This window comes from [Clostridium] cellulosi (assembly GCF_036762875.1).
GTDB lineage: Bacteria > Bacillota > Clostridia > Oscillospirales > Ethanoligenentaceae > Ruminiclostridium_D > Ruminiclostridium_D cellulosi.
Genome location: NZ_JBAIZF010000023.1, coordinates 18,935 through 40,667 on the forward strand (window position 1 = coordinate 18,935; position 21,733 = coordinate 40,667).

Here is a 21,733-nt window from a genome sequence, read left to right on the forward strand (position 1 = left end):
CCGTGTAAATTTGCGGCTGCAGGCCTTTTTTATCGCTAAAGTTATTCGCGGATCAAACGTTAAATCTGAACAGCACGACGTCGCCGTCCTGCATTACATAGCTCTTGCCCTCGGAGCGCACAAGGCCTTTTTCTCTCGCCGCCGCCATGCTGCCGCATTTTACAAGGTCATCAAACGAGACAACCTCGGCACGGATAAAGCCGCGTTCGAAATCCGAATGTATCTTTCCCGCTGCCTGCGGCGCCTTAGTGCCTCTCGTTATCGTCCAAGCGCGCACCTCAGGTTCGCCTGCGGTCAGGAATGATATAAGGCCAAGCAGCTTGTAGCTCGCCTTGATGAGCCTGTCGAGGCCCGATTCCTTAAGCCCCAAATCGGCGAGGAAAAGTTCCTTTTCCTCTTTTGACATATCCGACAGCTCTTCCTCTGTCTTTGCGCAGATGGGAAGCACCTCGGCGCCCTCTTTTTCAGCCTCCGCCCGCAGTTTTTGATAATGCGGGTTATTTTCAAAACCGTTCTTGAAATCCTCTTCGCTCATGTTCGCGGCGTAGATTACCGGCTTGTCGGTGAGCAGCGCCATGGGTTTGAGCATAGCGCGGTCATCCTCGCTTTTCTCCATTGCGCGGACGGGGATCCCCTTTTCCAGGGCGTCTTTTATTTTCAAAAGCAGGTCAAGCTCTGCCTGATACTTCTTGTCGCCTTTCAGCGCTTTCTTTGTCTTGTCGATTCTGCGCTCAACAACTTCCAAATCGGCAAAAATAAGCTCAAGATTTATCGTCTCCATATCCCGCAGGGGGTCAACACTGCCCTCGACGTGCATAACGTCTGTGCCCTCAAAGCAGCGGACAACATGTACTATAGCATCGACTTCCCTTATATGTGACAGGAACTTGTTGCCGAGGCCTTCACCCTTTGACGCTCCGCGCACCAGGCCGGCGATATCGACGAATTCTATGACAGCGGGAGTGACCTTCTGCGGATTATACATCTTTGCAAGCACATCAAGCCTCTCGTCAGGCACAGAAACGACTCCGACGTTAGGTTCGATTGTGCAGAACGGGTAGTTAGCGGATTCAGCTCCCGCATTTGTTATCGCGTTAAAAAGAGTGCTTTTGCCGACATTCGGCAAACCTACTATACCAAGCTTCATTGTGTCAACTACATTCCTTTCGGTTATATGAATTGCAGCGGCAGCAATTTCTCTATACAAAAAACAAAGTGCCGCCGCGGCACCGCAACATCTCTATTTATTATAATGGATAGTCAACCCATGCGCAACCGTCAGCTTTAAATATAGCCCATGATTCCTCTGACGGAGACCTCCGATGAGGCCAGTTTTATTGTTTTGCCGCCGCTTTCAATATTAAGCGTGCCGTCAGCGTTTACGCCGACCGCCTTTCCGTATATTTCACCCTCCGGCGTTATGGCCTTGACCTGTCTGCCTATGGTTATGCAGGACGCGGTGTATTCATCAAAAAATTCCTTCGGGCTTATGTTTTCGCGGATATCTTCAAGGCTGTTGAGTATGCCGGCGACAACCTTTTCCGGCTCAAGGTCAATCCCCGTCAGCATCTTTATGGAAGCGCCGTGGGGAATCCCCGCGTTCTTGAAAAATTCGGGCTTTTGGGTCAGGTTGACGCCAATGCCGCAGACCGTTATGCAGCCGCCGCCGGTTATTTTTGACTCGCACAATATACCGCAGACCTTTTTGCCGTACAAAATTATATCATTTGGCCATTTTATCTTGAATTCTTTGCTCTTGCAGAGATTATTAAGGGTTCTCGTTACTGCAAGGGCACTTATCAGCGACAGGGGTATACCGCCTGTGTCCTTATCCTTAAACAGTACGGATATGGCGGCCATCTGGCCTTTTGCCGCAGCCCATCCGTGACCGCGCCTGCCCTTTCCGGCAAGCTGGTCCATTGTGACAGCGGCGCTGCCGTTGGGAATATTCTCAGCCGCGTCCTTCAAAAAATCGTTTGTAGAGTTCAGCTTTTCAAAACAAAAAAGGCTTCGTCCCGTATATTTGGTTGTCAGCAGCTCTTGTATCTTTTGTTCTGTCAACTTTCTACCTCCACAATATTAAGTACCACGCCGGCGTTTGTTATGTCTATGATACCATAAGTAGGCGAGCCTCCTCGCGGATGCCCGAGGCTGCCCGGATTCATAATGTAAAGACCCTTTTCATATGTGGCAACCGGGATATGGGTGTGACCAAAGAGCACAATATCCGCCTCCCTGCGCCTTGCTTCGTTTATTACCCCATCTATGCCGAATTTCACATGATATCTATGGCCATGGGTGTAAAAAATACGCTTGCCGCTCACAACGGTTTCGCCCACGTCGGGCAGCTGCGACCCGAAATCACAGTTGCCTGAAACGCTAAGTATATTTCTGCCCCTTAAGTACAGTCTTATATCATCAACGTCGCTTTCGTGGTCGCCCAAATGTATAAACAGATCCGCTTTCGGCTGCTGGAAAATCGCACGTTCAAAGTTTGATATATTCCCATGGGTATCTGAAATTACTACAATGCGCACTATTCGGTCAGTTCCTTTTCTCTTTTTATCATTCATATTTTGCCGCCGGAAATTGCAAAATGTGGCGGCAGGACTTTATTTATTATAACCCATTTGAAAAGTAATGTCATACACCTTTAATGCATAATATGAAATGTATAGATATAATTTCAGACTCATTGTCTATTCGTTCAGGAGGTTTTTATATGCCGCGGAATAATTCAAACGACCAGCTCGGAGCTATGCTCGAAACAGCCGGAAGGAAACTCGGCATTTCCCCGGACGCGCTGCGTGCCGCTCTCAGCGATCCGAAAAAAGCTCAGCAGCTTGTCGGTGAAATCGACAGAAAAAGCGGCGGAAAAATATGCTCAGGCGGTATTGAATCGCTTGAAAAGATGGTTCGAAACAATCCGCAGGCCAGAAAAATATATGACGACATAATAAGGGGCGGAAAAAATGGATGATTTGAGCGGAAAGATAAACGAGATTTTATCAGACCCCGCAAGTATGGAGCGTATAAGAAAACTGGCAGAAATGCTCATGGGAACCGGGGGCGGCAGTCAAAATACCGCCCCTCCCCCAGAAGAAAAAAATGTGCCGGCTCCAAATACGACGAATAGCGACTTCCCCATTGACCCGGCAATGCTTATGAAGCTCAAAAGCGCGTTCGAAATGATAAATAGAGACGACCCCAGAATAACCCTTTTGGCTGCGCTCAAGCCGAACCTCAGCGCGGCAAGGCGCAAAAAAATAGACGACGCCATACATATCCTGCGCCTTTTAAGCCTTATGCCACTCCTGAAAGAACAAGGGCTGTTTAAAGACCTATTCTAACTTTAAACGCTGCTATAAAAGAAATTACCGGTCAGTTGACCGGCAATGAAGGGACTGATTATATGGCAAGGCACAATCCGGAATCGGAAGATGACTTTATAAGAATGCAGCAGGAAGCCATAAGGCGCGTGCGGGAAATGCAGCGACGGGCACGTGCGACCTTGGAGAACGCTGGAATGCATATCGAAAACAAAGACGACCCATTTCCTCCGCCGCAGGCCTACCCAGGATATGCGCGGGAACCTGAAACGCCGCATATGCCGCCTGTTGCTCCCGCTCCGCCGCAAAGCGCTGACAACCCGCCGGCAGCTCTTGCTGAGCAGAAAAAGCCCGAGCCTGTGCAAAAGCCTGCAAGCAGCGTTCCCCGCAAAAGCGGGATAAACTTTTCACTTGACCACGACCAGCTGCTCCTGCTTGCGATTATACTTATGTTAATTCAGGACAGCGGAGACAAATGGCTGCTGCTGTCACTTGCTTATGTACTTATTTAGCTATCATTCGGCCGGTGTGCTTTCTTCCAGATCAATTCTTTTCAGTGCCTCTATAATCTCAAGCGCTTTGTTGGAAACTGAAGAAACTTCTTTGCTCGGGGCTCCTATGAAATTCCCTTGAACCGCGTCAACGCCCATGCGGTACAGTATTTTGAGCTCATCCATATTTTCTACGCCAACAGCTATTATTTTTGCGCCTATCATTCTGGCTATCTGAAGCACGTTATTAAGCTCGCTTATTCTATTTATATTATAATTAACGTTTATCTGATGGACAAAACGCCCAGAAATCTTAACATAGTTTGGACTTAGGCAGGATATAGCATTGATATTTGAAAAGTTACAGGTAATATTGTCAATTGCGACCTGAAAACCGTCGGACTTATATGAATTTATTAGAGACTGAAAACTTTCAAGCGAACAGAGCGCATTTTGTTCGGATATTTCAACAACAACACGGTGGGGCGGAATGCCGAAATCCCTTGACCTGCGGACAACATTGTCTGCCTTATCGTCACTATATATGGCTATAGGGTCAATATTGATAAAAAGCGGTTTCAGAATATTGCGTTTTGAAGCGTTTATAAGGGCCATTTTCCGCAACAAAACATCAAGGTCACTTATGCGGTTGCGCCTTTTCGCCTCGGCAATAAGAGCGGTAGGCATATAAAAGTTTGTGCCTTTCGGTCCCCGGCTCAATGCCTCGTAGCCTATCACGTTACCGTCAGAAAGGCTGACGATAGGTTGAAAATAGGTGTCTACAAAGGCATTTTTCAAGATATCATCGAAATTCGCTCTACCTTTCATACTCTATAACCTGACTTTCTAAAATTTATTTAAATTCAACAAAACAATCAGGATTATAAAACTTTTCACGGAGAATTTCAAAGAAATTTATTCCAGTTGTCATTGAATTCCCTGAGTATATGCGTATTTCGATGCCTATCGTGTAGTGGGTTGCAAAATATTGCAGCAAGCCTATAATTATAAGAGCAATCTGAAACCGGAGGAATTATGAAAACCGTTTATGAAAATTGTTATTGCAGCTGTAAATTCTAAATTTGTTCATATGTCGCTCGCGCCATGGTATCTTAAGGCGGCGTGTGAAGACCTCTGTGAAATAAAAGTCTTGGAACTTACTATAAATCAGGACAAGCCTGAAATACTGCGCTGTATTTACAACGAAAAGCCGGATATCATTGCTTTTTCATGTTATATATTCAACATAAGCCATATCCTGTCTGTCATACAAGACCTAAAAAAGATACTTCCTAAAGCGGTTATAATTCTCGGCGGGCCGGAGGTATCCTATAACGCCGAGGATGTTTTATTGCGCAACAGTGATGTGGATTATATAGTCTGTTCGGAAGGCGAAGAGCGTTTAAAACAGCTTCTCACTTGCATTATCCGCGGTGAAAGCCCAGACGGGATAGACGGTATCGCCTACCGCGAAAAGGGAGAAGTCAAGTACAATCCGCCGACAAATTATATAAAAGACCTTGATACAATCGTTTCGCCTTATACTGATGAGATGTTGAAGGCCGCAAAGAACAAAATCGCCTATTTTGAATCGTCCCGCGGATGCCCTTTTAGCTGTGCCTACTGCTTGTCCGGCAGTTCGGGCGGCGTACGCCGTTTTTCCTTAAACAGGGTCAAAAGCGATCTTGAAAGGCTCATGTTGTCGGACGCACGCCAGATAAAATTTGTCGACCGGACCTTCAACTGCAATCCGTCCCGGGCGCGGGAAATAATTAAATTTATACTCAATATGTCAAAATCAGACAAATCAGGCAAGGCGTCACAAAAAAATTATCATATCGAAGCCGCCGCTGATTTGTTTGACGACGAGACGATAGAGCTTTTATCAACGGCGCCTGCGGGGCTTTTTCAGCTTGAAATAGGGATTCAAAGCTTCAACGAAAAAGCGCTTGCAGCTTCTGCCCGAAAAACCAATCTTGAACGTTGCAAAGACAATATCAAAAAGCTGGTTTCATGCGGCAATATGCACATTCACCTTGACCTTATCGCCGGCCTACCCTACGAGGATTTTAAAAGTTTTAGCCAAAGCTTTGATAAGATCTATGAACTATCACCGCACTGCATACAGCTTGGATTTTTAAAGCTGCTGCACGGTTCAGCTTTGCGTAATAACGCATCCAAATATGGATATGTATTTTCAGAACAGCCGCCATATGAGGTTCTCAGCACGCCCTGGCTCAGCTATGACGACATTCTCGTCCTCAAAGGCGTGGAAGCGGCAGTGGACGTTCTTTACAACACCGGTAGATTTTTTCATTCACTTACTTATATTATATCTAAGTTGGAATCCGCTTTCAATTTCTTTTTGAAATTTTCGCAAATTTTGCAGGAATTTTATCCAGAAGGCTATGGGATTCCGTCCCGCGAGCTTTATAAAATGCTGCTGAATTTCGCTAAAGAATTTTTGCCGTCTGACTACAACACTATAAATGAATTGCTGAAATTTGACTTCTTCATCTCTGACAGCTCATGCAACCCGCCAAAAGCACTTGAAAGGCACAGTCTGCCCAACGCCCGAGATCTTTATGCCGCTGAAAGGAGCAAAGGGCGCGTTCATTTCGAGCGCTTTTCGGTAAATCCGCTCGAGCCTTCTTCAAAGGTGCAGACCGATATTAAATTCGACTATACTACAAAAAATCCCGTCACGGGGCATTATGGGTATACATTTATTTGATTCGATCCTGATATTATGTAAACTTGCCGTTGGTTTATTCTTCGCCTGCCGGTTCATTCCGACAATCTTTGAAGCTTTGCAAAATCGGTAATGACAATCCTGCCGCGCTCAAGCCTCACAGCGCCGTCGTTTTCAAAGTATTTCAGCAGCCTGCTCACAACCTCCCGCGCGGTTCCGAGGTTTTTCGCAATCATTTCGTGGGTTACGCTGAGGCTCTCAGATTTTGTCAGTTCGGATTGCCTAAGCAGGAAACCAGCTATGCGCTGCCCCACATTTTTTGAAACGAGCTGCTCCACCACCCACATAACTTCAGAGAAGCGCTTTGACATCAGGCTCACTTCAAAGTTCCGCGCCTCGCTGTTGTTTTTTGCAATCTGTTCCCACGCGGCCGCCGGTATGGTCATTACCGTGCTGTCCTTTTCGGCCTCAAGTATTATTTCAAATGTGATATTGTGCAGTATACATGACGCGGTCAGCAGGCAAACGTCCCCGGGCATAAGGCGGAAAAGCGTTATCTCTTTGCCGTCAGCCGTTTCGAAAAAGGCCCGCAGGCAGCCGCTTTTGACAAACGCAAGGCCTTTGCACTCATTCTTTCCGCTCAAGATTATGCTGCCCTTGGGATAATGTTCGTTTGAAGCGCTTTCAATGCGCTCGATTTCAGTGTCTTTTAAAAAAGGCAGATGTTCTCTTAAGTACCTGATATCATTATCGCTTAGCATATGGTTCCTCCTTTGCTTGCCTGCGGTTATGGGAAATCATCTGTTGGCTTTATATTAGCACATAATAGCCCATTTTGGTGTCAATTATCGGTATCGCGGCGAAAATACAAGCTCATTTATAAACAACAGTTGGGTGATGCAGTACCAAACTGCATCACCCTTTTGTTCTGCTGTATGATACATGCCGATAACTGGTTTTGCCGTCAGAATTTTATGCCGCTGTAGGCCTTTTCGAGGATATCGCAGGATTTGTTAAACTGTTCCATTTCCTCATCGGTCAACGATAGCTCAATGATACCTTCAACGCCCTTCCTGCCGACAATGCACGGTACTCCGGCGTAAACGCCGTGTCTTCCGTATTCACCGTCGAGCATTGTGGAAACGGTAAGCACGCTGCTTTCGTCGCCGAAAATCGCCTTTGTTATGCGCACCATAGCCATGCCGATTCCGTAATATGTCGCTTTTTTGGTCTCGATTATCCTCTGCGCCGCGTTTTTGACCTCTTGCGTTATCGCTTTCATATTATCGCTGCAATACCGGCCCTTCGACTCGGCGCAGATTTGCATAACCGGCTTTGTGGCTATATACGCCTGGGACCACGGAATGAACTCGCTGTCACCGTGTTCGCCCATTACAAAGGCATGCACGTTTCTCGGGTCCACCTTGAAGTACTCACCGAGCAGATATCTTAAACGCGCCGAGTCAAGCGTTGTCCCAGTGCCTATGACCTTGCTGCGGTCAAAAGAGGACAGCGTTTTTGTCACGCGAGCCATGATGTCAACCGGATTCGTCGCTATCAGGAAAATGCCGTTGAAGCCCGACTTTACAACAGGGCCGACAATTGTATTAAAAACAGCAGTGTTGCGCTGCAAAAGGTCTATTCTGGATTCGCCCGGCTTTTGCGCGACGCCGGCCGCTATCGCAACAATATCGGCATCGCTGCAGTCGCTGTAATCACCGGCGTAAATCCGCATATGAGAACCCGAAAACGCAAGGCCGTGGTTAAGGTCCATAGCTTCGCCCTCTGCCCGCTTCTTGTCTATATCAATAAGAACGAGTTCATCACAAGCATTCTGGTTCAGAAGGGCATAGGCATAACTCATACCGACAAAACCAGTTCCGACAATAACAACTTTTCTGTTATCTTTCATCTAACCCCGTCCTTTCCTTTTTTTCTATTAATATTATGCCATTTTGGTATACTTTTTCAAGTGCTTTAGAACATCTTCCCAAAAAAATTTCCGAAATTTATTTTGTACCGAAAAACCGGCCTTACACGCCAAAAAGCAAAAAGCGCAGCTTTAAAAAACAAAACACCCGGCTTTAAGTTGGCCGGGTCCTTATGCCATATTACATTATTCTTTGGAACTGTTTCCGAATAGTCCGGTGAGCTGCTGGGTAATCTCGGTTTGAGGGCCCTCTGCTTCAAATACCCTTAATCCTGCTTTTGCTGCCATCCGAACCTCCGGCTCAGTATACATTCCCATTTTTATATAATTCCCGTTTTTATCCTTGATCGCGTATTTTTTCTTCACCCCTTACACCACTCCTTATTATGATGATTAATTTGAATGTTATCAGTTGGGCCGCTTAGATATTTTCAAAATGTGTTCCGAAATATTGCTCGCTTCGTGAAATATTATGTGCAAATATAATAATTAATAACCGCTTTAGCAAAATATTTCTGTCTATTTATATTAATTATTGCTGATACGCTGTAGGATTGCCGGCCCTTCTTTGTAAATCATATTTACAAAGCTACCAATTATTACAGTTAGTTCTCGGTCGCTGTAACAGTGCCATTATATGCAGCAAAACATAAAATAGTAATACCGTCCGCCGATTTTTAATGCCCGTCCGCTTCTGCCGCTTTTGGGCTTGCTCGGGCATTATCTGTCCGGAAACAATATCAAAAGGGGGAAAATACAATGACTGACAGAAAAACAATGCCGAGAAAAGACATTATGAAAAGTTCCCACACCGCGGTATTTCCCCGAAAATTTTCTTCAAAACTAACCTACAAAGGCGTTCCTGTCATAGAAATATCTGTTTCGTATCCGCATGTGGAGGTATACGGCAACCCGCGGGTTTCGCAGCATTTAAGCTATTTCTATCGCAGCAGCGCCAAGCGCTATTATGACAAGGCGTCCCATGAGCTTTATGATGCGGCTGTCGAGGAATACTTAAGTTCGGCAAAGCAGCACTACCCTTTCAGGCCGTTTAAAGTAATCCAGGATTTTGACGTGCCATATAACAAAAATAACCTGCTCAGTATCTGCTGCGAGCGCTGCGAATATACTTCCGGCGTGCACGTCAGCGCCGAAAAGTCCGCGGATACATATTTGACAACCACCGGCAGGCGCATGAAACTCGAAAACTTCTTTGAAGATTCTTATTACAAAAGCGTTATTTTTGAAAACATAACATCTGAAATTAAGCAGCAGAAAGAAGGTGGCTGTCTCCATTACTTTGACGACTATCTGAAGAATGTTTTCCGCTTTTTTGACGAGAATAATTATTATCTGGCTGATTCCGGTTTTGCAGTGTTTTACCAGCCGCACACGATTGCCGATTATGCGCTGGGTATACCTTCTTTTATTATTCCATATGAAAATTTTGGCGCAAGTCTCAAACAGCATTTGTTCAGATAGCTTAAAATTCTTTGCTCTTTAGATGCAAAAATCCGTTAAAAAACAGAAAAATCGCATTTTTCGTACTTTTTTCACTTTTAGCTTTACCTGACTTGACAAAAGTGATATAATCTTCCGGAGAAATTTCGGAGGTGTAAAATCTTGGGAAAGGAAATTATTCAAGTTGATCAAAAGGTACCGATTTTAAAAGGTATCCCGCTCAGTATCCAACATATGTTCGCTATGTTCAGCGCTTCTGTTCTCGTTCCTACAATATTCCATATTAATCCCGCAATCGTACTTTTGATGAACGGTATAGGAACATTGCTTTTCATTCTTATTACAAAGGGCAAAGCACCCGCTTATTTAGGTTCAAGCTTTGCATTTATTTCACCGGTTCTTATTATTCTCGCAGATAAAACTAAAGGTTTCTCTCATGCTTTAGGCGGATTTATAGTTGTCGGCGCTTTGATTTGCGTGTTGGCAATTGTAATCCGCTTTTTTGGAACCAAATGGATTGATATAGTGTTGCCGCCCGCTGCAATGGGCGCTGTCGTCGCACTTATTGGACTTGAACTTGCCGGCAGCGCTGCTTCAATGGGCGGACTTATTTTATCAGATACTTATAAAGCCATCGACTGGCGCAATGTGGTCGTTTTTATCGTAACGCTCGCTATAGCTGTATTCGGTTCAGTCCTATTCCGGAAATTTTTCTCCGCGATACCTGTTCTTATCGCCATTATCGGCGGATATCTCATATCATGGCCGCTGGGGCTTGTGGATGTAACGCCAATACAGAAGGCGCCTATATTCTCAATACCGAATTTTTCAACACCTGTGTTTGATATAAACTCGATAATAATAATCGTTCCGGCAACGCTCGTCATTGTTTCCGAACACATAGGCCATCAGCTCGTGACAAGCGAAATCGTCGGGCGCGACCTTATAAAAGACCCCGGACTGCACAGGTCACTTTTGGCAGATGGTATATCCACCATGCTTTCCGGTTTCTGCGGTTCAGTTCCTACAACAACATACGGTGAAAACATCGGCGTTATGGCCATCACAAAGGTTTACAGCGTATATGTCATCGGAGGCGCCGCAGTATTCTCAATGGTCATCTCATTCCTCGGCAAAGTTACAGCCGCAATTCAGACGATACCGTCACCGGTTATGGGCGGCGTCAGCTTCCTGCTCTACGGTATGATCGCAGCATCCGGTCTCAGGATCCTTGTCGACGCAAAGGTCGACTACAGCAATTCGAGAAATATCGCCTTGACCGCAGTTGTTATGGTCACAGGCCTTTCCGGCGCGTTCATCCAGCTCGGCTCAGTACAGCTCAAAGGTATGGCACTCGCCGCTGTCGTCGGTATGGTCATGAGCCTTATATTCTATGTCCTCGACCACTTTCATCTCACAAACGATTACGAAGAATAACTTTTCATTAATAAAAAACGGGGCATATGCCCCGTTTTTTATTTGCTTTTTCAAAATAATAGCCGTAATATTGCGGCGCTTTAAACACAAAATATTTTTGCGGCGATGTGCCGCGGCGTAATTTTAATAAGGTTGGGTGGTTATCATGCCGAAAAGAAAAATTTCGCCGAAAACCCAGCACCTTAAAGATATTATCCGAAAGCCAAAGGGCACTTATAAAAAAGCGCCGCATAGTCCTAAATAAAACAAACCGGGCGGGGAAAACCCTGTCCGGTTTTTAAATTAGAATTCAATTTTGCATTTATTCATCACTGCACGCATGGTTTCGCCAGCTTTTGCCTTGATAAGCAGCTTGGCGCTTCCGTCGTAAGGGGTCGCGTCCCTGTTGATAATAACGATATTCTCGCCGCGGAAATACCTTATAAAGCCTGCTGCGGGATAAACGGCAAGGCTTGTTCCCATAATCAGCAGCATGTCGGCATTTATAATCTCATTTGCCGCCTTTTCCATAACGTCCTCGTCGAGGGGCTCTTCATAGAGCACCACATCCGGGCGCACTATGCCTCCGCACTTCTTGCAGCGCGGGATGTCTTTTGCCGACAGGACAAAGTCCAAATCATATTTTTCGCCGCATTTGATGCAATAGTTCCTGTAAAGGCTGCCGTGAAGCTCGCATACATTTTTGTTGCCCGCCTTTGTGTGAAGCCCGTCGATATTTTGGGTTACCACACAGCTTAGCTTGCCGATCCTTTCAAGGGCGGCAAGGCTTTTGTGCGCGTCGTTCGGCAAAGCGTCGGGAAATACCAAAAAGCGCCGCAGATAATCAAAGAATATCTCGGGGTGCGCCTCGAAATATGAGTGCGAAAGCAACCTTTCGGCAGGCTGTTTATATTCCTTTTGGATAGACTCGTACACGCCCTTTGACGAGCGGAAATCAGGGATATTGCTTTCGGTCGAAACGCCGGCGCCGGTAAAGGCCACTATCCGCTTCGACTCGCTTATCATAGAAGCAAGTCTTTCGATTTTTTCCTCCAATTCGTCCATGTTACCACACCGTCCTTTTTATATAATTATAGATTTAAAGCACAGTTAATAACAACCACTTTTTATTTTTAACCTATACCCTGATTTCCCTTTCAAGCTGGAAGGAATAGATTATCTTTTCTTTGACTGGCACGCCCAATATTTCTTGAACGGCGCGGGCATAGCTGTTAAGCTGGCCCGAATACCTTTCTATAAGCGCCTCAGGGCTGGAAACGCGGTCAGTCTTATAATCGAGAATCACTGCCCCGCCGTCTTCTTCAAAAACTAGGTCGGCCATGCCCTGCAGCAGGATTTTCGCGTCGGTGTCCGCCGCTTCCTCATAGATTTCATTAGCGGGGACCTCTATATTGAACCTGAATTCGCGCCAAAGTTTTTTCGCCGCGCAAATCCTCTTGTAAACAGGCGAGCTGCCAAAGGCCGCCGCCTTTGCCGTATCCACCGCCGCTCCCTGCTCAGGCAGGATAAACTTTTCTTCGACGAGGCGCTCGACCTCCTCCGCCGCTCCGCTCTCGCTCCTTAACGCGTCGAGGCGGCAATACTGCATGAAGGCGTGAAGCGCCGTACCTTTCTCCGCAGGGGAAAGCCCCTCGCCCTCGAGGAAAGAGGGGCGCACATTCTCCGCCGAGAAGTCGGTGCCCTGTTTCTCCGTCAATTCCGAAACCGATATTTTCGTCGGCAGCTTCAACAGATTTTCATAGGGGTATTTGTACTCGATTCTTGCTTTTATCTCATTTTTCAGCCTTTCCGTTTCAGCGGTTTTATATATCTCATTGTCCGCTTTTTCGTTTGCGGAATCAGCGCTGACAAGGCTGCGCGCGTCTATCCACTCAAACTCCCATATGCCGCCGCTGTCTTTTACCGGCGCGTCATACACACCGGCCAAGGACCGGAGTTTGCCGCAAGAAGGATGGACAAGGGCGGCCGCGAGCAGCAGCTCCGCCGGACACTGGGCGGACATAGCCTCGAAATAAGATACCTTTTCGCCGCTTCTCATTATAGAGGCTGCGCGTCTGAGCGCCGTTTCGGCATTTTTAAGCGTCATAACGGCATAGAGCTTTTCCTTTGCCCTGGTCATCGCCACATACAAAACACGCATTTCCTCGGACAGCGAGCTTTTTTGTATCTCAATCCGCGCCGCCTCACGGGGCAGCGTTGTAAACCGGCAGTTAAGCCTGTTGTCCCGAACCATCGAGCCGAGGCCGCAGTAGGGGTGGAACAGCACCGGTTTTTGTATATCTTCGTTGTTGAACCGCTTTGAAAGCCCGCCGAGGAAACAGATTGGGAATTCGAGCCCCTTTGATTTATGTATGCTCATTATGCGGACGACGTCTGCGTTTTCTGAGATACTGCTGGCGGGGGCAATATCGCTGTTCTGGCGGTCAACCCGGTCAATGAAGTTCATGAAACCGGAAAGCCCGCGCCAACCCGCCGACTCATAGGCTCTGGCGTAATCAAGGAGCAGCCGCAGGTTCGCGTGCCGCATCTCGCCGTTTGGCATGGCTTCAAATATGTTGAGCATGCCCGTTTCGTCGTATATGCGCAGGATAAGCCTGTCGGCCGGCAGGACTGCGGCAAGGGTGCGCAGCCTGTCAAGCAGGCTCAAGAAACCGTCAAAGCGGTTATCCTCTTTTGCAAATTCAAGCAGCGCCAGATACAGGCTCTTGTCTTTGGCCTTGAGGCGGACAAGGGCTATATCGTCGGGGGTAAAACCGAATACCGGGGACAGCAGGACGGATACAAGCGGAACGTCTTGAAGTGGGTTGTCGATTATCCTTAATAGGGACAGCGCAACCATGACCTCATAAGCGCCGAGGTATCCGCTGGCGATATCGGCATAGACGGGAATACCCTCGTTTTCAAGGACGCGGACATACTTCTGGGCGCGCCCTTCCATACTGCGCAGCAAAATGCTGAAATCGCGGTATGTAACCTTTCGCGGCCCTTTTTCGCCCTGAACGGTGAAACCCTCGGCTATCAGCCTCTTTATTTCTCGGGCAATATGCCTTGCCTCAATCTCTGCTCCGTCCTCGTCGCCGTCATATTCCCCGGCGTCGATTAAATGTATGGCAAAATCGGCGCCGCCACGCTCAAAGTATGTAGCGGCGGGCGTCAGTTTTTCGTTTTCCCCGTAATCCACCCCGCCGAGTTCCTTTGACATCAGCTTTTCAAATGTAAAGTTGACAGCGTCGGTAACGCCTTTGCGGCTGCGGAAATTCCGGCCGAGTATTATCCTCGCGGGGAAATTTACCCCGTCAAAGGGCGTACACCGCTCCGACATGCCGGTAAACAGTTCAGGCCGCGCCTGCCGGAAGCTGTAGATACTCTGTTTTACGTCCCCGACCATGAAAAGGTTGGTCTCATTCCTCGACACTGCGCGGAAAATCATATCCTGAGCCGGGTTGGTATCCTGATACTCGTCTACCAGTATCTCATCAAACCGGCTGGCAATCTCCCTCGCCGTATTGGTAAATACGACCTTTCCGTCTTCCCTTTTTATAAGCAACTTCAGCGTAAGCTGTTCAAGGTCGCTGAAATCGAGGATTCCGCGGGAGAGTTTTTCCTTAAAAAACTCCCTGTCCAGTTTCTTCAAAATATCGCACATACATTCGACCAGCGGGCGGAGACGCCTCATATCGCTTTTAAAATCCGCCGCGCTTGAGCATAAAACGCCGCTGGATAGCTCAGACAGCAGTTTCTTGAGGCTGTCCCGCTGAGCCTTTAATTCTTCTTTGAGCACCTCATCGCCGAATTTGCGCAAAGCGCCGAGCCGTTCAAAGGAAAAACCGGAAACAGCGCTGCACAATCCGTCCCAGTCGCCGCTCTCCGCTTTTTCTATAAGCCTTTCAATCCCCGCTATATCGCTCTCAAACGCCGGCCCATATGCTTTATCAAGCTGCGGGTCCCCATGTATCTTTAAAAGCGCACGCCGGTGGGCGTTTAAGGCGCTGCCGAGCGCCGCTTTCGTATATTCGATGGCGATTCTGCCCCATACCGAATTTTCTACTGGTTTTGTTTCATCATACATGGCGGCTGCCGACTTCAAAAAGCCGTCCGCATCGTCCAGCGAACGCATGAAGTCATACAGGCGCAGGACCGTATCAGACAGCGCCTTGTCGCCGCGGCCTGTGCTCAGAACCCGTGAGAGCTCAAGAAAGGCCTCGCCGCCCTCTGCGTACATCTTTTCAAGTATATCGGAAAGCACTTCCGAGCGGATAATCTCCGATTCGTTCTGGTCGGCTACCCGGAAGTCCGGCGGTATGTCGAGCTTTTCAAAATGCTCTCTAAGCAGGTCAAGGCAGAACGAATGTATGGTGCTGATATGCCCGTTTTGAAGCAGCATTTGCTGGCGCTGAAGGTTAAAATCCAGCGGATTCTGGGATATCATATCGCTCAGGCGCTGGGAAATGCGCTCGCGCATTTCCGCCGCAGCCGCGTTTGTGAACGTCACAACCAAAAGCCTATCAGCGTCGCAGGGGTGGTTGGGGTCGGTGATGAGCCCGATTACACGCTCGACCAGAACAGCCGTTTTGCCGCTTCCGGCAGCCGCCGAAACAAGCAGTGTCCCGCCCCGGGCGTAAATGGCGTCCCGCTGCTCACTGGTCCACTTGCGTTCCATCGCCCTCACCGCCTTCCATCTTTTCAAATACCTCTTTTTTATCCACTGAGTATATATTTCTCACTTTATTACCGGGTTCAAAACCGCATACGCTCCTGTAGTCGCAGTATTGACAAGGGTCATAGCCAAGCCCATTGACGGGAACAGCCGCCGCGTCGCCTGCATGGAGCGTCATCGCCATTGAGCGGAGGATCCGCTCGGTGTGGCGCTTTAAGATGCCGAACTGCTCAAGTGTTGCGACCGACGAACGCCCCGAAACGGTATAGCGGACCGTGCCGTCCTCCTCCACCGCAGACCTCAATTCGGCGGGGATAAAACGGCTTTTGCCGTCCCGTTCCATTCCCAAGATTATATCCGGGTCGTTCAGGACAATACCGTTCATGCGCAGTTGCTTTTCCGCCTGCTTTTCGATATCCTCCTCGGCCTCTCCCCTGTCGGCCGTTATCTCCGGCCTTTTCGCCGGAACATACAAAACGCCGGCCGGAATTATATCCTCTCCGTATCTTTCGCCCGAATTTTCACAAAGAGTAAATAAATATATGAACATCTGGAGGTTGAGCCCATATAAAAGGTCGCTCAAATTGAAGTTTTTCGTGCCGGTTTTATAATCGACTACACGCAGGTAGGTCTTTGAACCACGTTTCATTATATCTACCCTGTCGACCTTTCCGCCGACGAGCAGCCGCCCGCCGTCGGGCAGTTTTATTTCATACGGCTTTACGTCCCCGTTAGGGGCTATCAGCAGTTCAAAGTCCGTCGGCACAAAACTGCTCTGGGCAAATTCCTCCGCCATATGGGTTACAAGGCAAAGGACGGTGTCCTCAAGGTTCGTGAATAGATAACGGAACCGTTCGGGCTTGTCGTCGAGGCCGCCGAGATAAACCTTAGCAAACTCCAGCAGCAGCTCGTGTGTCATCGTTTTCAGTTCGTCTTCCGGAACCGACGAAAGCCCCCTATCCTTTACCTTTGAAAGGAGGCGCTCAAGCACAAAGTGTATCACTGTGCCTATCTCCGGCGCGTCTAGCTCTGCCCTTTTGCGCGGCATGGCGCGGATACCGTAACGGCAGAAATACAGAAAACGGCACTGATTAAAGGCCTCAATCCGGCTCGGTGAAACTCGCATAGTGTCCCCATAAAGGGCCCGCGCGGTTTTAGGGTTGGAAAATTCCAATCTGCGGCCGCTCGCCGCCCTTTCCAGCGCTTCATAGCGTTCCTTATAGCCGTCCCTGTCTTTGAAAATCTCCTTGAGCGCAAAGGTAAGCGGCGACTTGGCCGAATAGTTTGCGGCGAGCAGGTCAAAGGCGGTTTGCTCCGTCGCTATCGTGTCGACCGGGTCGGAAAGGGCGTCGTCGATCACGTCGCAGCGGGGGAAAAGCCTCCTGACAGCCGGCACAAAATATGAAGGGCGCAGTGCCCTGCCCGAAGCGTCGCCGCGCGGGTAGGTCAGATATACCCCGTCGGACGCGCTGGTCATGGCCTTGTAGGCAAAAAAGCGCTCCTCTGCCGCCTGTTCTGACACCGGCGGTGAAAGCTCCAGCCCTATCTCAATGAGCCGCCGGCGCTCGCTGTCCGAAAGAATACCGGAAGTGGAGGCCTTCGGCGGGAATATGCCCTCGGCAAGCCCCATTACAAACACATATCTTGCGCCACCGGTCCTTATCCTCTCCGCGTCGCCGACGGTTACGGCGTCAAGGGTCGGCGGTATACTGCCGAGGTCGGTATTCTCAATGACAAGCGACAACATAGAAGCAAACTCCGAAAGTTCCACCGTCTGGTCGCCCGCCGCCAGCGTAATCTGGTCAAGCATTGAGACGAGCTTTTCCCAGATTTGGCCATATTCGTCGGCGAGCCTTGCCTCGCCGTTTTCCATGAGGGTACGGCAGGCCTTGTTTACCTCCTCTCTGACGCCTGTTTCGCACAAAAACTCATAAAGCGCCCGCGCCTTATTGCTGCCCGCCATCTTTTCTTTTAGCGCAGCAATAGGCTCATAGATTCTTTTTCTCAGCATGTTGAGGCGTTCAAGCTCTCCGCTGTCGCCGGTATCGGCCTCAAATCCGGACGGGTTATACCGCCATTCCTGCCGCCACTTGTCTTCGCCCTTTATGTCCCACATAAGGACATAGTTTTCGAGCGCGGCGACTTCCTCAACTGTGAAACCTGCAAGTCCGGTCTTAAGGTATCTTAAAACGTCCTCCTGCCGGAAGCCCGAAGACATAACCGACAAAAGGGACTGAACCAGCGCCATAAGCGGGTGGGATGCAATGCCGCGCCGCAGGTCATAAAACATGGGTATGCCGTATTTCTCGAAAACCGGGTCGATTATGCCGTCATATTGCTCCAGCCCGCGGGAGATAACCGCAATCTCGCCGTACCGGCAGCCTTTGGTTCGGATTAGCCTTGTTATTTCGCAGGCTATGTATTTTGCCTCTTCATAGAAATTGCCGGCTGAAACAATATGTATCTCGGGCGCAGGCCCTTCAAAGGCGGCGGCTCCGGGGCGGAATACGGAGGCTTCGAGATATTTCAGGCTTTCACAGTTGAATCTGTAAATTTCATCGAGTTTCTCCGGGGAAGCAACGGCGCAGCCATATTTATTCGCCAGAGCAACAAGCTGACGCGCCGTTTTTTCAACGGGCGAAAACAAACCTGCCCCGTCCCGGGTTCCCAGCCCTTCGGCGCAGAGAGTGACGTATACATCCTTGGCATTCCTGAATATCTTGCCGATTACCGCTCTCTCCTGCGGGGTAAAACCCTTGAAGCCGTCGAGCACTACCGTTTTATCCTCAAAGAAGGGGCAGTCGTCGAGCTTTTGCGCGAGCCTTGTCAAATCGTCGAGCGGGTCGGAAAATTTGCTTTCGAGCATGGCGCTATATGTCCGCATGATGAGGGCTATGTCCGACAGCTTATGCCTTAACAGCGCGCCTTCCGCTTTTTTCGCCGCGTCGGCTATCATATCCTCGTCAATGCCGCAGACCTTGTACTCTGCGACCGCTTCGACCATCGTTTTGACGAAAGCGGGGCTTTTGGCCTGCCTTGAATAGACCTCGAGCATATCGCCTATCTGGTTCAGCGCAAGCCTCATCAGCACATTTCTGCCGCAGTCATCTATGTACCGGCAGGCAAGCCCGCCGTATTCGCTCATTACCCGGTGCGTAAGCCTTGAAAAGCTCAGCACTTCGATATTAAGGCAGGCTTTGGCGCCGAATCTGCGCACTATCTCGCGCTCTGTCTCGAACGTAAATTGTTCCGGCACTATTATTACCGCGCTCTGGCCGCTGTCCGCCGCCTTTTTGGCGACTTCCAGCGAAAACTGGGACTTGCCGCTGCCCGAACGCCCGAAAACTAAATGAAGCATTCTTTTCTCCCCGTTAACTATCTTCTTCAACCTTTATGTTCGACGTAAGCAGTTTCCTCATCGGACAGTTATAAACCTTGGAAATTATTTGCCTTTTCACCGACTCGTCAATATCGCCCTTTATGTCAATGTTGTACTTTATCGTCGTTTCTTCCTTTGTCGCGCTTTCAACCCAAACCTTGACTATAACCTCGTCGTATTTGAGTGACATGCGGTCAAGCACCATTCTGGTAGTTATATTCATACAGGCAGACAGCGCCGTTTCCACAAATTCTGTCGGGTGGAGATGCTTGGGATCATCTTCAGAATTCGCATATACTTTGCAGAATCCGTTGGTAAGTTCAGTAAGATAGTTACCTTCCATGCTTTTTGACGTTATCATAGGGATGCCTCCTAAAACTGTTCGTTTTTTCTTTTTCTGATAGGGTTATATTAAAGAAAAGCAGCATCAGGTAATTTCCCGATACTGCCGCGTTTGTTCTTTATTATACGCTTTTTCAGCCAGAATAGTCACCAAATGCGAAAACTTTCCATTCATCGTATCTGCGGTTTAAAAGCCCCTGTACGACTTTGCCGCCCACGTGGGAACACCTTAACATATCTTCTCTTATGACATCCAACGGGGCTCCTGATTTTATATCGGATACGAGTTTTGGCGTTTTGCTCCAAATATTCGCGCCGAGATTGTAGGAAAAACTCACAAGCGCGTCAAACTGGCTCTGGGTCAGATTTACGCCCGCAAACTCTTTGTTCACCGAGGCCTCATATTTCTTAAGGTCATTCCTCAACAGCTGCTCGGCTTCGGATTTGGTGAGCGTTTCAAAATGCTCGCCGGCTCTTTCGACATGGCCGTAGCCTATCGTTCTGTTCCAACTGTCTACACCCCTGTATGCCGTTGAGGAAAAGCCCTCGTGCTCCTCAATAAACTTTATCATATTGTCCGAAACAGTCATAGTGCCGGCGTCATGGGTTTCACTGTTATCAACCGGCGCCGTCAGATTTTCGCCGGACAATCCGTTTATCGCAGAATCGAGCATATCGGAAAATGATACGCTGGATGATAAATTAGATTCCATTTTGGTGCTTTTCATCAGGCTTTCAAGCATTTTGCTCTCAAGCTGCATTGTCAGCAGGTTAACAGAATTAAGCAAATGAATGCCCCCTGTTTCGCCAAAAACTCACAATATTATTATCATACATTTGGAGTTGCTTGTCAACCTTATTACAACTTTTATACAAGTATTGCGGCTGACTTGCCATAATTTATATTGACAAATTATAATAATCGATACTATAATCATTTTGAAATCGTTTACATAAAGGAAGACGATTATGAACATTTATGACATTGCAAAAGAAGCGGGCGTTTCTATCGCTACCGTTTCAAGGGTTTTAAACGGAAAAAGCATTGTCAGTTCAAAAACGCGGGAAAAGGTCGAGGCGGTTTTAAAGAAATTTAATTTCACACCCGACCCCAACGCGCGGAGCCTTGTAGTAAAATCTGCAAAATCAGTGGCTGTGCTTGTCGAAGATGTGAGCAATCCATATCTCGGCGGCCTCTGCTTTGAAGTTCAGCGCAGTCTCTACAAGACTGGATATACTACTCTGCTTTACAACACCGGAGGAACGGCTTTAGGCGTCTCACAGTCCCTCAGGGCGGCTCTTTCCCAAAAGGTCAGCGCCATAATTGTCGCCGGTGTGTCAAATGAAGCAAATGAGTATATCGCCGCAGCCGCAAAATCGGTCCCAATCGTAATCGTCAACCACTTTATAGATGCGCCTGGGATTTATCGCGTTGTGTGCGATGAAAGCTACGGCATGATGCTCGCCGTCAGCCGGCTTGTCCAAGACGGGCGCCATAATATTATCTTTATTCAAGACCAAGGCGAAGAATATTTCAGTTCAAAAGAGATGTTGGAAGGTTTCCGCAGCGGCATGGAGATGAATGAGTTGTCGCCTGAGGGCCGCATATTCAAAACCGAACGGGGTTTTGACGGCGGGTATGCCTGCGCAGAAGCCCTCTGGAAAGACGGCCATCGCGCAGACGGCATTATCTGCGGCGACGATACGACCGCCGCGGGATTTATCAAATACCTGCGCCAAAATTATATAGATGTTCCCGATGACGCTTGTGTCATCGGCTTTCACAACACAAGTGCCGCACTGTGCGCGACCCCGTCCATTACATCAATCGACTGCCGCAGCGATATGGCAGGAGCCACCGCCGCAAAAATTCTTAAAACGCTGTTTGAAACTGGCGAGGCACCTGTAAAGTCAGTTGTCCTGCCGCGCCTTATAAAACGCGAAAGCGCATAAATTTTCAAAATTATACTTGTTTACTTTAACCCGCGCCATGATATAATATAAGGAAACGATGT

General features: G+C 48.3%; 19 protein-coding genes. 7 read left to right on the top strand and 12 right to left on the bottom strand.

Annotation, left to right across the window (positions count from 1 at the left end):
- Positions 1-52 precede the first annotated feature (52 nt).
- The 3 genes from ychF to V6C21_RS06605 all read right to left on the bottom strand — a co-directional run bounded on the left by ychF (position 53) and on the right by V6C21_RS06605 (position 2,573).
- On the bottom strand, positions 53-1,147 hold the full coding sequence (gene ychF, locus V6C21_RS06595; protein WP_034837387.1) for a redox-regulated ATPase YchF: 1,095 nt from the start codon (positions 1,145-1,147) through the stop codon (positions 53-55).
- Positions 1,148-1,284: 137 nt separating this feature from the next.
- On the bottom strand, positions 1,285-2,061 hold the full coding sequence (locus V6C21_RS06600; RefSeq protein WP_479268631.1) for a biotin--[acetyl-CoA-carboxylase] ligase: 777 nt from the start codon (positions 2,059-2,061) through the stop codon (positions 1,285-1,287).
- The gene (locus V6C21_RS06605) at positions 2,058-2,573 is read right to left on the bottom strand and encodes a metallophosphoesterase family protein (RefSeq protein WP_052659875.1); all 516 of its coding nucleotides are present in this window, start codon (positions 2,571-2,573) and stop codon (positions 2,058-2,060) included. The genes V6C21_RS06600 and V6C21_RS06605 overlap by 4 nt, the downstream gene beginning before the upstream one ends.
- A 149-nt stretch (positions 2,574-2,722) precedes the next feature.
- Here V6C21_RS06605 and V6C21_RS06610 point away from each other — a divergent pair, with 149 nt between their 5' ends.
- From V6C21_RS06610 to V6C21_RS06620, 3 genes are all read left to right on the top strand, one after another.
- Positions 2,723-2,980: a hypothetical protein gene (locus V6C21_RS06610; RefSeq protein ID WP_034836764.1), complete on the top strand. Its 258-nt coding sequence runs from the start codon at positions 2,723-2,725 to the stop codon at positions 2,978-2,980.
- Positions 2,973-3,350, top strand: coding sequence for a hypothetical protein (locus V6C21_RS06615; RefSeq protein ID WP_034836763.1), 378 nt, complete (start codon positions 2,973-2,975; stop codon positions 3,348-3,350). The genes V6C21_RS06610 and V6C21_RS06615 overlap by 8 nt, the downstream gene beginning before the upstream one ends.
- A gap of 62 nt (positions 3,351-3,412) precedes the next feature.
- Positions 3,413-3,841, top strand: coding sequence for a hypothetical protein (locus tag V6C21_RS06620; RefSeq protein WP_034836762.1), 429 nt, complete (start codon positions 3,413-3,415; stop codon positions 3,839-3,841).
- 3 nt (positions 3,842-3,844) lie between these two features.
- Here the strand turns inward: V6C21_RS06620 and V6C21_RS06625 are convergent, their stop codons facing one another.
- Entirely contained in the window at positions 3,845-4,648 is an 804-nt protein-coding gene (locus V6C21_RS06625; RefSeq protein WP_034836760.1) for an EAL domain-containing protein, read from the bottom strand.
- Between the two features lie 220 nt (positions 4,649-4,868).
- Between V6C21_RS06625 and V6C21_RS06630 the strand changes: the two genes are divergently transcribed.
- Positions 4,869-6,554 carry a B12-binding domain-containing radical SAM protein gene (locus V6C21_RS06630; protein WP_479268632.1) on the top strand — a complete coding sequence of 562 codons (1,686 nt, stop codon included), beginning with the start codon at positions 4,869-4,871 and terminating at the stop codon, positions 6,552-6,554.
- A gap of 53 nt (positions 6,555-6,607) precedes the next feature.
- On the opposite strand, the gene V6C21_RS06635 is transcribed toward V6C21_RS06630, so the two are convergent.
- The 3 genes from V6C21_RS06635 to V6C21_RS06645 all read right to left on the bottom strand — a co-directional run bounded on the left by V6C21_RS06635 (position 6,608) and on the right by V6C21_RS06645 (position 8,808).
- Entirely contained in the window at positions 6,608-7,273 is a 666-nt protein-coding gene (locus tag V6C21_RS06635; protein ID WP_034836756.1) for a Crp/Fnr family transcriptional regulator, read from the bottom strand.
- Between the two features lie 203 nt (positions 7,274-7,476).
- Positions 7,477-8,424 (bottom strand): L-lactate dehydrogenase, encoded by a 948-nt coding sequence (locus V6C21_RS06640; protein WP_479268633.1) that lies wholly within the window; start codon positions 8,422-8,424, stop codon positions 7,477-7,479.
- Between the two features lie 204 nt (positions 8,425-8,628).
- Positions 8,629-8,808 (bottom strand): hypothetical protein, encoded by a 180-nt coding sequence (locus tag V6C21_RS06645; protein WP_034836752.1) that lies wholly within the window; start codon positions 8,806-8,808, stop codon positions 8,629-8,631.
- Positions 8,809-9,201: 393 nt separating this feature from the next.
- Between V6C21_RS06645 and V6C21_RS06650 the strand changes: the two genes are divergently transcribed.
- The gene (locus V6C21_RS06650) at positions 9,202-9,924 is read left to right on the top strand and encodes a DUF3298 and DUF4163 domain-containing protein (RefSeq protein WP_479268634.1); all 723 of its coding nucleotides are present in this window, start codon (positions 9,202-9,204) and stop codon (positions 9,922-9,924) included.
- A gap of 141 nt (positions 9,925-10,065) precedes the next feature.
- On the top strand, positions 10,066-11,340 hold the full coding sequence (uraA, locus tag V6C21_RS06655; RefSeq protein WP_479268635.1) for a uracil permease: 1,275 nt from the start codon (positions 10,066-10,068) through the stop codon (positions 11,338-11,340).
- Between the two features lie 282 nt (positions 11,341-11,622).
- On the opposite strand, the gene V6C21_RS06660 is transcribed toward uraA, so the two are convergent.
- From V6C21_RS06660 to V6C21_RS06680, 5 genes are all read right to left on the bottom strand, one after another.
- Entirely contained in the window at positions 11,623-12,384 is a 762-nt protein-coding gene (locus V6C21_RS06660) for an NAD-dependent protein deacylase (protein ID WP_034836745.1), read from the bottom strand.
- A gap of 73 nt (positions 12,385-12,457) precedes the next feature.
- Positions 12,458-16,000 carry a helicase-exonuclease AddAB subunit AddA gene (gene addA, locus V6C21_RS06665; RefSeq protein ID WP_479268636.1) on the bottom strand — a complete coding sequence of 1,181 codons (3,543 nt, stop codon included), beginning with the start codon at positions 15,998-16,000 and terminating at the stop codon, positions 12,458-12,460.
- Positions 15,978-19,355, bottom strand: a complete 3,378-nt coding sequence (locus V6C21_RS06670; protein ID WP_479268637.1) for a PD-(D/E)XK nuclease family protein — start codon at positions 19,353-19,355, stop codon at positions 15,978-15,980. The genes addA and V6C21_RS06670 overlap by 23 nt, the downstream gene beginning before the upstream one ends.
- A gap of 13 nt (positions 19,356-19,368) precedes the next feature.
- Complete coding sequence (locus V6C21_RS06675; protein WP_034836742.1) at positions 19,369-19,737, bottom strand: OsmC family protein; 369 nt, start codon at positions 19,735-19,737, stop codon at positions 19,369-19,371.
- Positions 19,738-19,852: 115 nt separating this feature from the next.
- A complete protein-coding gene (locus V6C21_RS06680) occupies positions 19,853-20,506 on the bottom strand; it encodes a lysozyme (RefSeq protein WP_051492277.1) in 654 nt (217 codons plus the stop codon).
- Positions 20,507-20,687: 181 nt separating this feature from the next.
- On the opposite strand from V6C21_RS06680, the gene V6C21_RS06685 reads away from it, so the two are divergent.
- A complete protein-coding gene (locus V6C21_RS06685; RefSeq protein WP_479268638.1) occupies positions 20,688-21,671 on the top strand; it encodes a LacI family DNA-binding transcriptional regulator in 984 nt (327 codons plus the stop codon).
- The last annotated feature ends 62 nt before the right edge of the window (positions 21,672-21,733 follow it).

Bases quoted from the DNA above. Each gene is read 5' to 3' on its own strand.
- ychF (WP_034837387.1), bottom strand. From the start codon at position 1,147: ATGAAGCTTGGTATAGTAGGTTTGCCGAATGTCGGCAAAAGCACTCTT.
- V6C21_RS06605 (WP_052659875.1), bottom strand. From the start codon at position 2,573: ATGAATGATAAAAAGAGAAAAGGAACTGACCGAATAGTGCGCATTGTA.
- V6C21_RS06610 (WP_034836764.1), top strand. From the start codon at position 2,723: ATGCCGCGGAATAATTCAAACGACCAGCTCGGAGCTATGCTCGAAACA.
- V6C21_RS06615 (WP_034836763.1), top strand. From the start codon at position 2,973: ATGGATGATTTGAGCGGAAAGATAAACGAGATTTTATCAGACCCCGCA.
- V6C21_RS06620 (WP_034836762.1), top strand. From the start codon at position 3,413: ATGGCAAGGCACAATCCGGAATCGGAAGATGACTTTATAAGAATGCAG.
- V6C21_RS06625 (WP_034836760.1), bottom strand. From the start codon at position 4,648: ATGAAAGGTAGAGCGAATTTCGATGATATCTTGAAAAATGCCTTTGTA.
- V6C21_RS06630 (WP_479268632.1), top strand. From the start codon at position 4,869: ATGAAAATTGTTATTGCAGCTGTAAATTCTAAATTTGTTCATATGTCG.
- V6C21_RS06635 (WP_034836756.1), bottom strand. From the start codon at position 7,273: ATGCTAAGCGATAATGATATCAGGTACTTAAGAGAACATCTGCCTTTT.
- V6C21_RS06640 (WP_479268633.1), bottom strand. From the start codon at position 8,424: ATGAAAGATAACAGAAAAGTTGTTATTGTCGGAACTGGTTTTGTCGGT.
- V6C21_RS06650 (WP_479268634.1), top strand. From the start codon at position 9,202: ATGACTGACAGAAAAACAATGCCGAGAAAAGACATTATGAAAAGTTCC.
- V6C21_RS06660 (WP_034836745.1), bottom strand. From the start codon at position 12,384: ATGGACGAATTGGAGGAAAAAATCGAAAGACTTGCTTCTATGATAAGC.
- addA (WP_479268636.1), bottom strand. From the start codon at position 16,000: ATGGAACGCAAGTGGACCAGTGAGCAGCGGGACGCCATTTACGCCCGG.
- V6C21_RS06670 (WP_479268637.1), bottom strand. From the start codon at position 19,355: ATGCTTCATTTAGTTTTCGGGCGTTCGGGCAGCGGCAAGTCCCAGTTT.
- V6C21_RS06675 (WP_034836742.1), bottom strand. From the start codon at position 19,737: ATGATAACGTCAAAAAGCATGGAAGGTAACTATCTTACTGAACTTACC.
- V6C21_RS06685 (WP_479268638.1), top strand. From the start codon at position 20,688: ATGAACATTTATGACATTGCAAAAGAAGCGGGCGTTTCTATCGCTACC.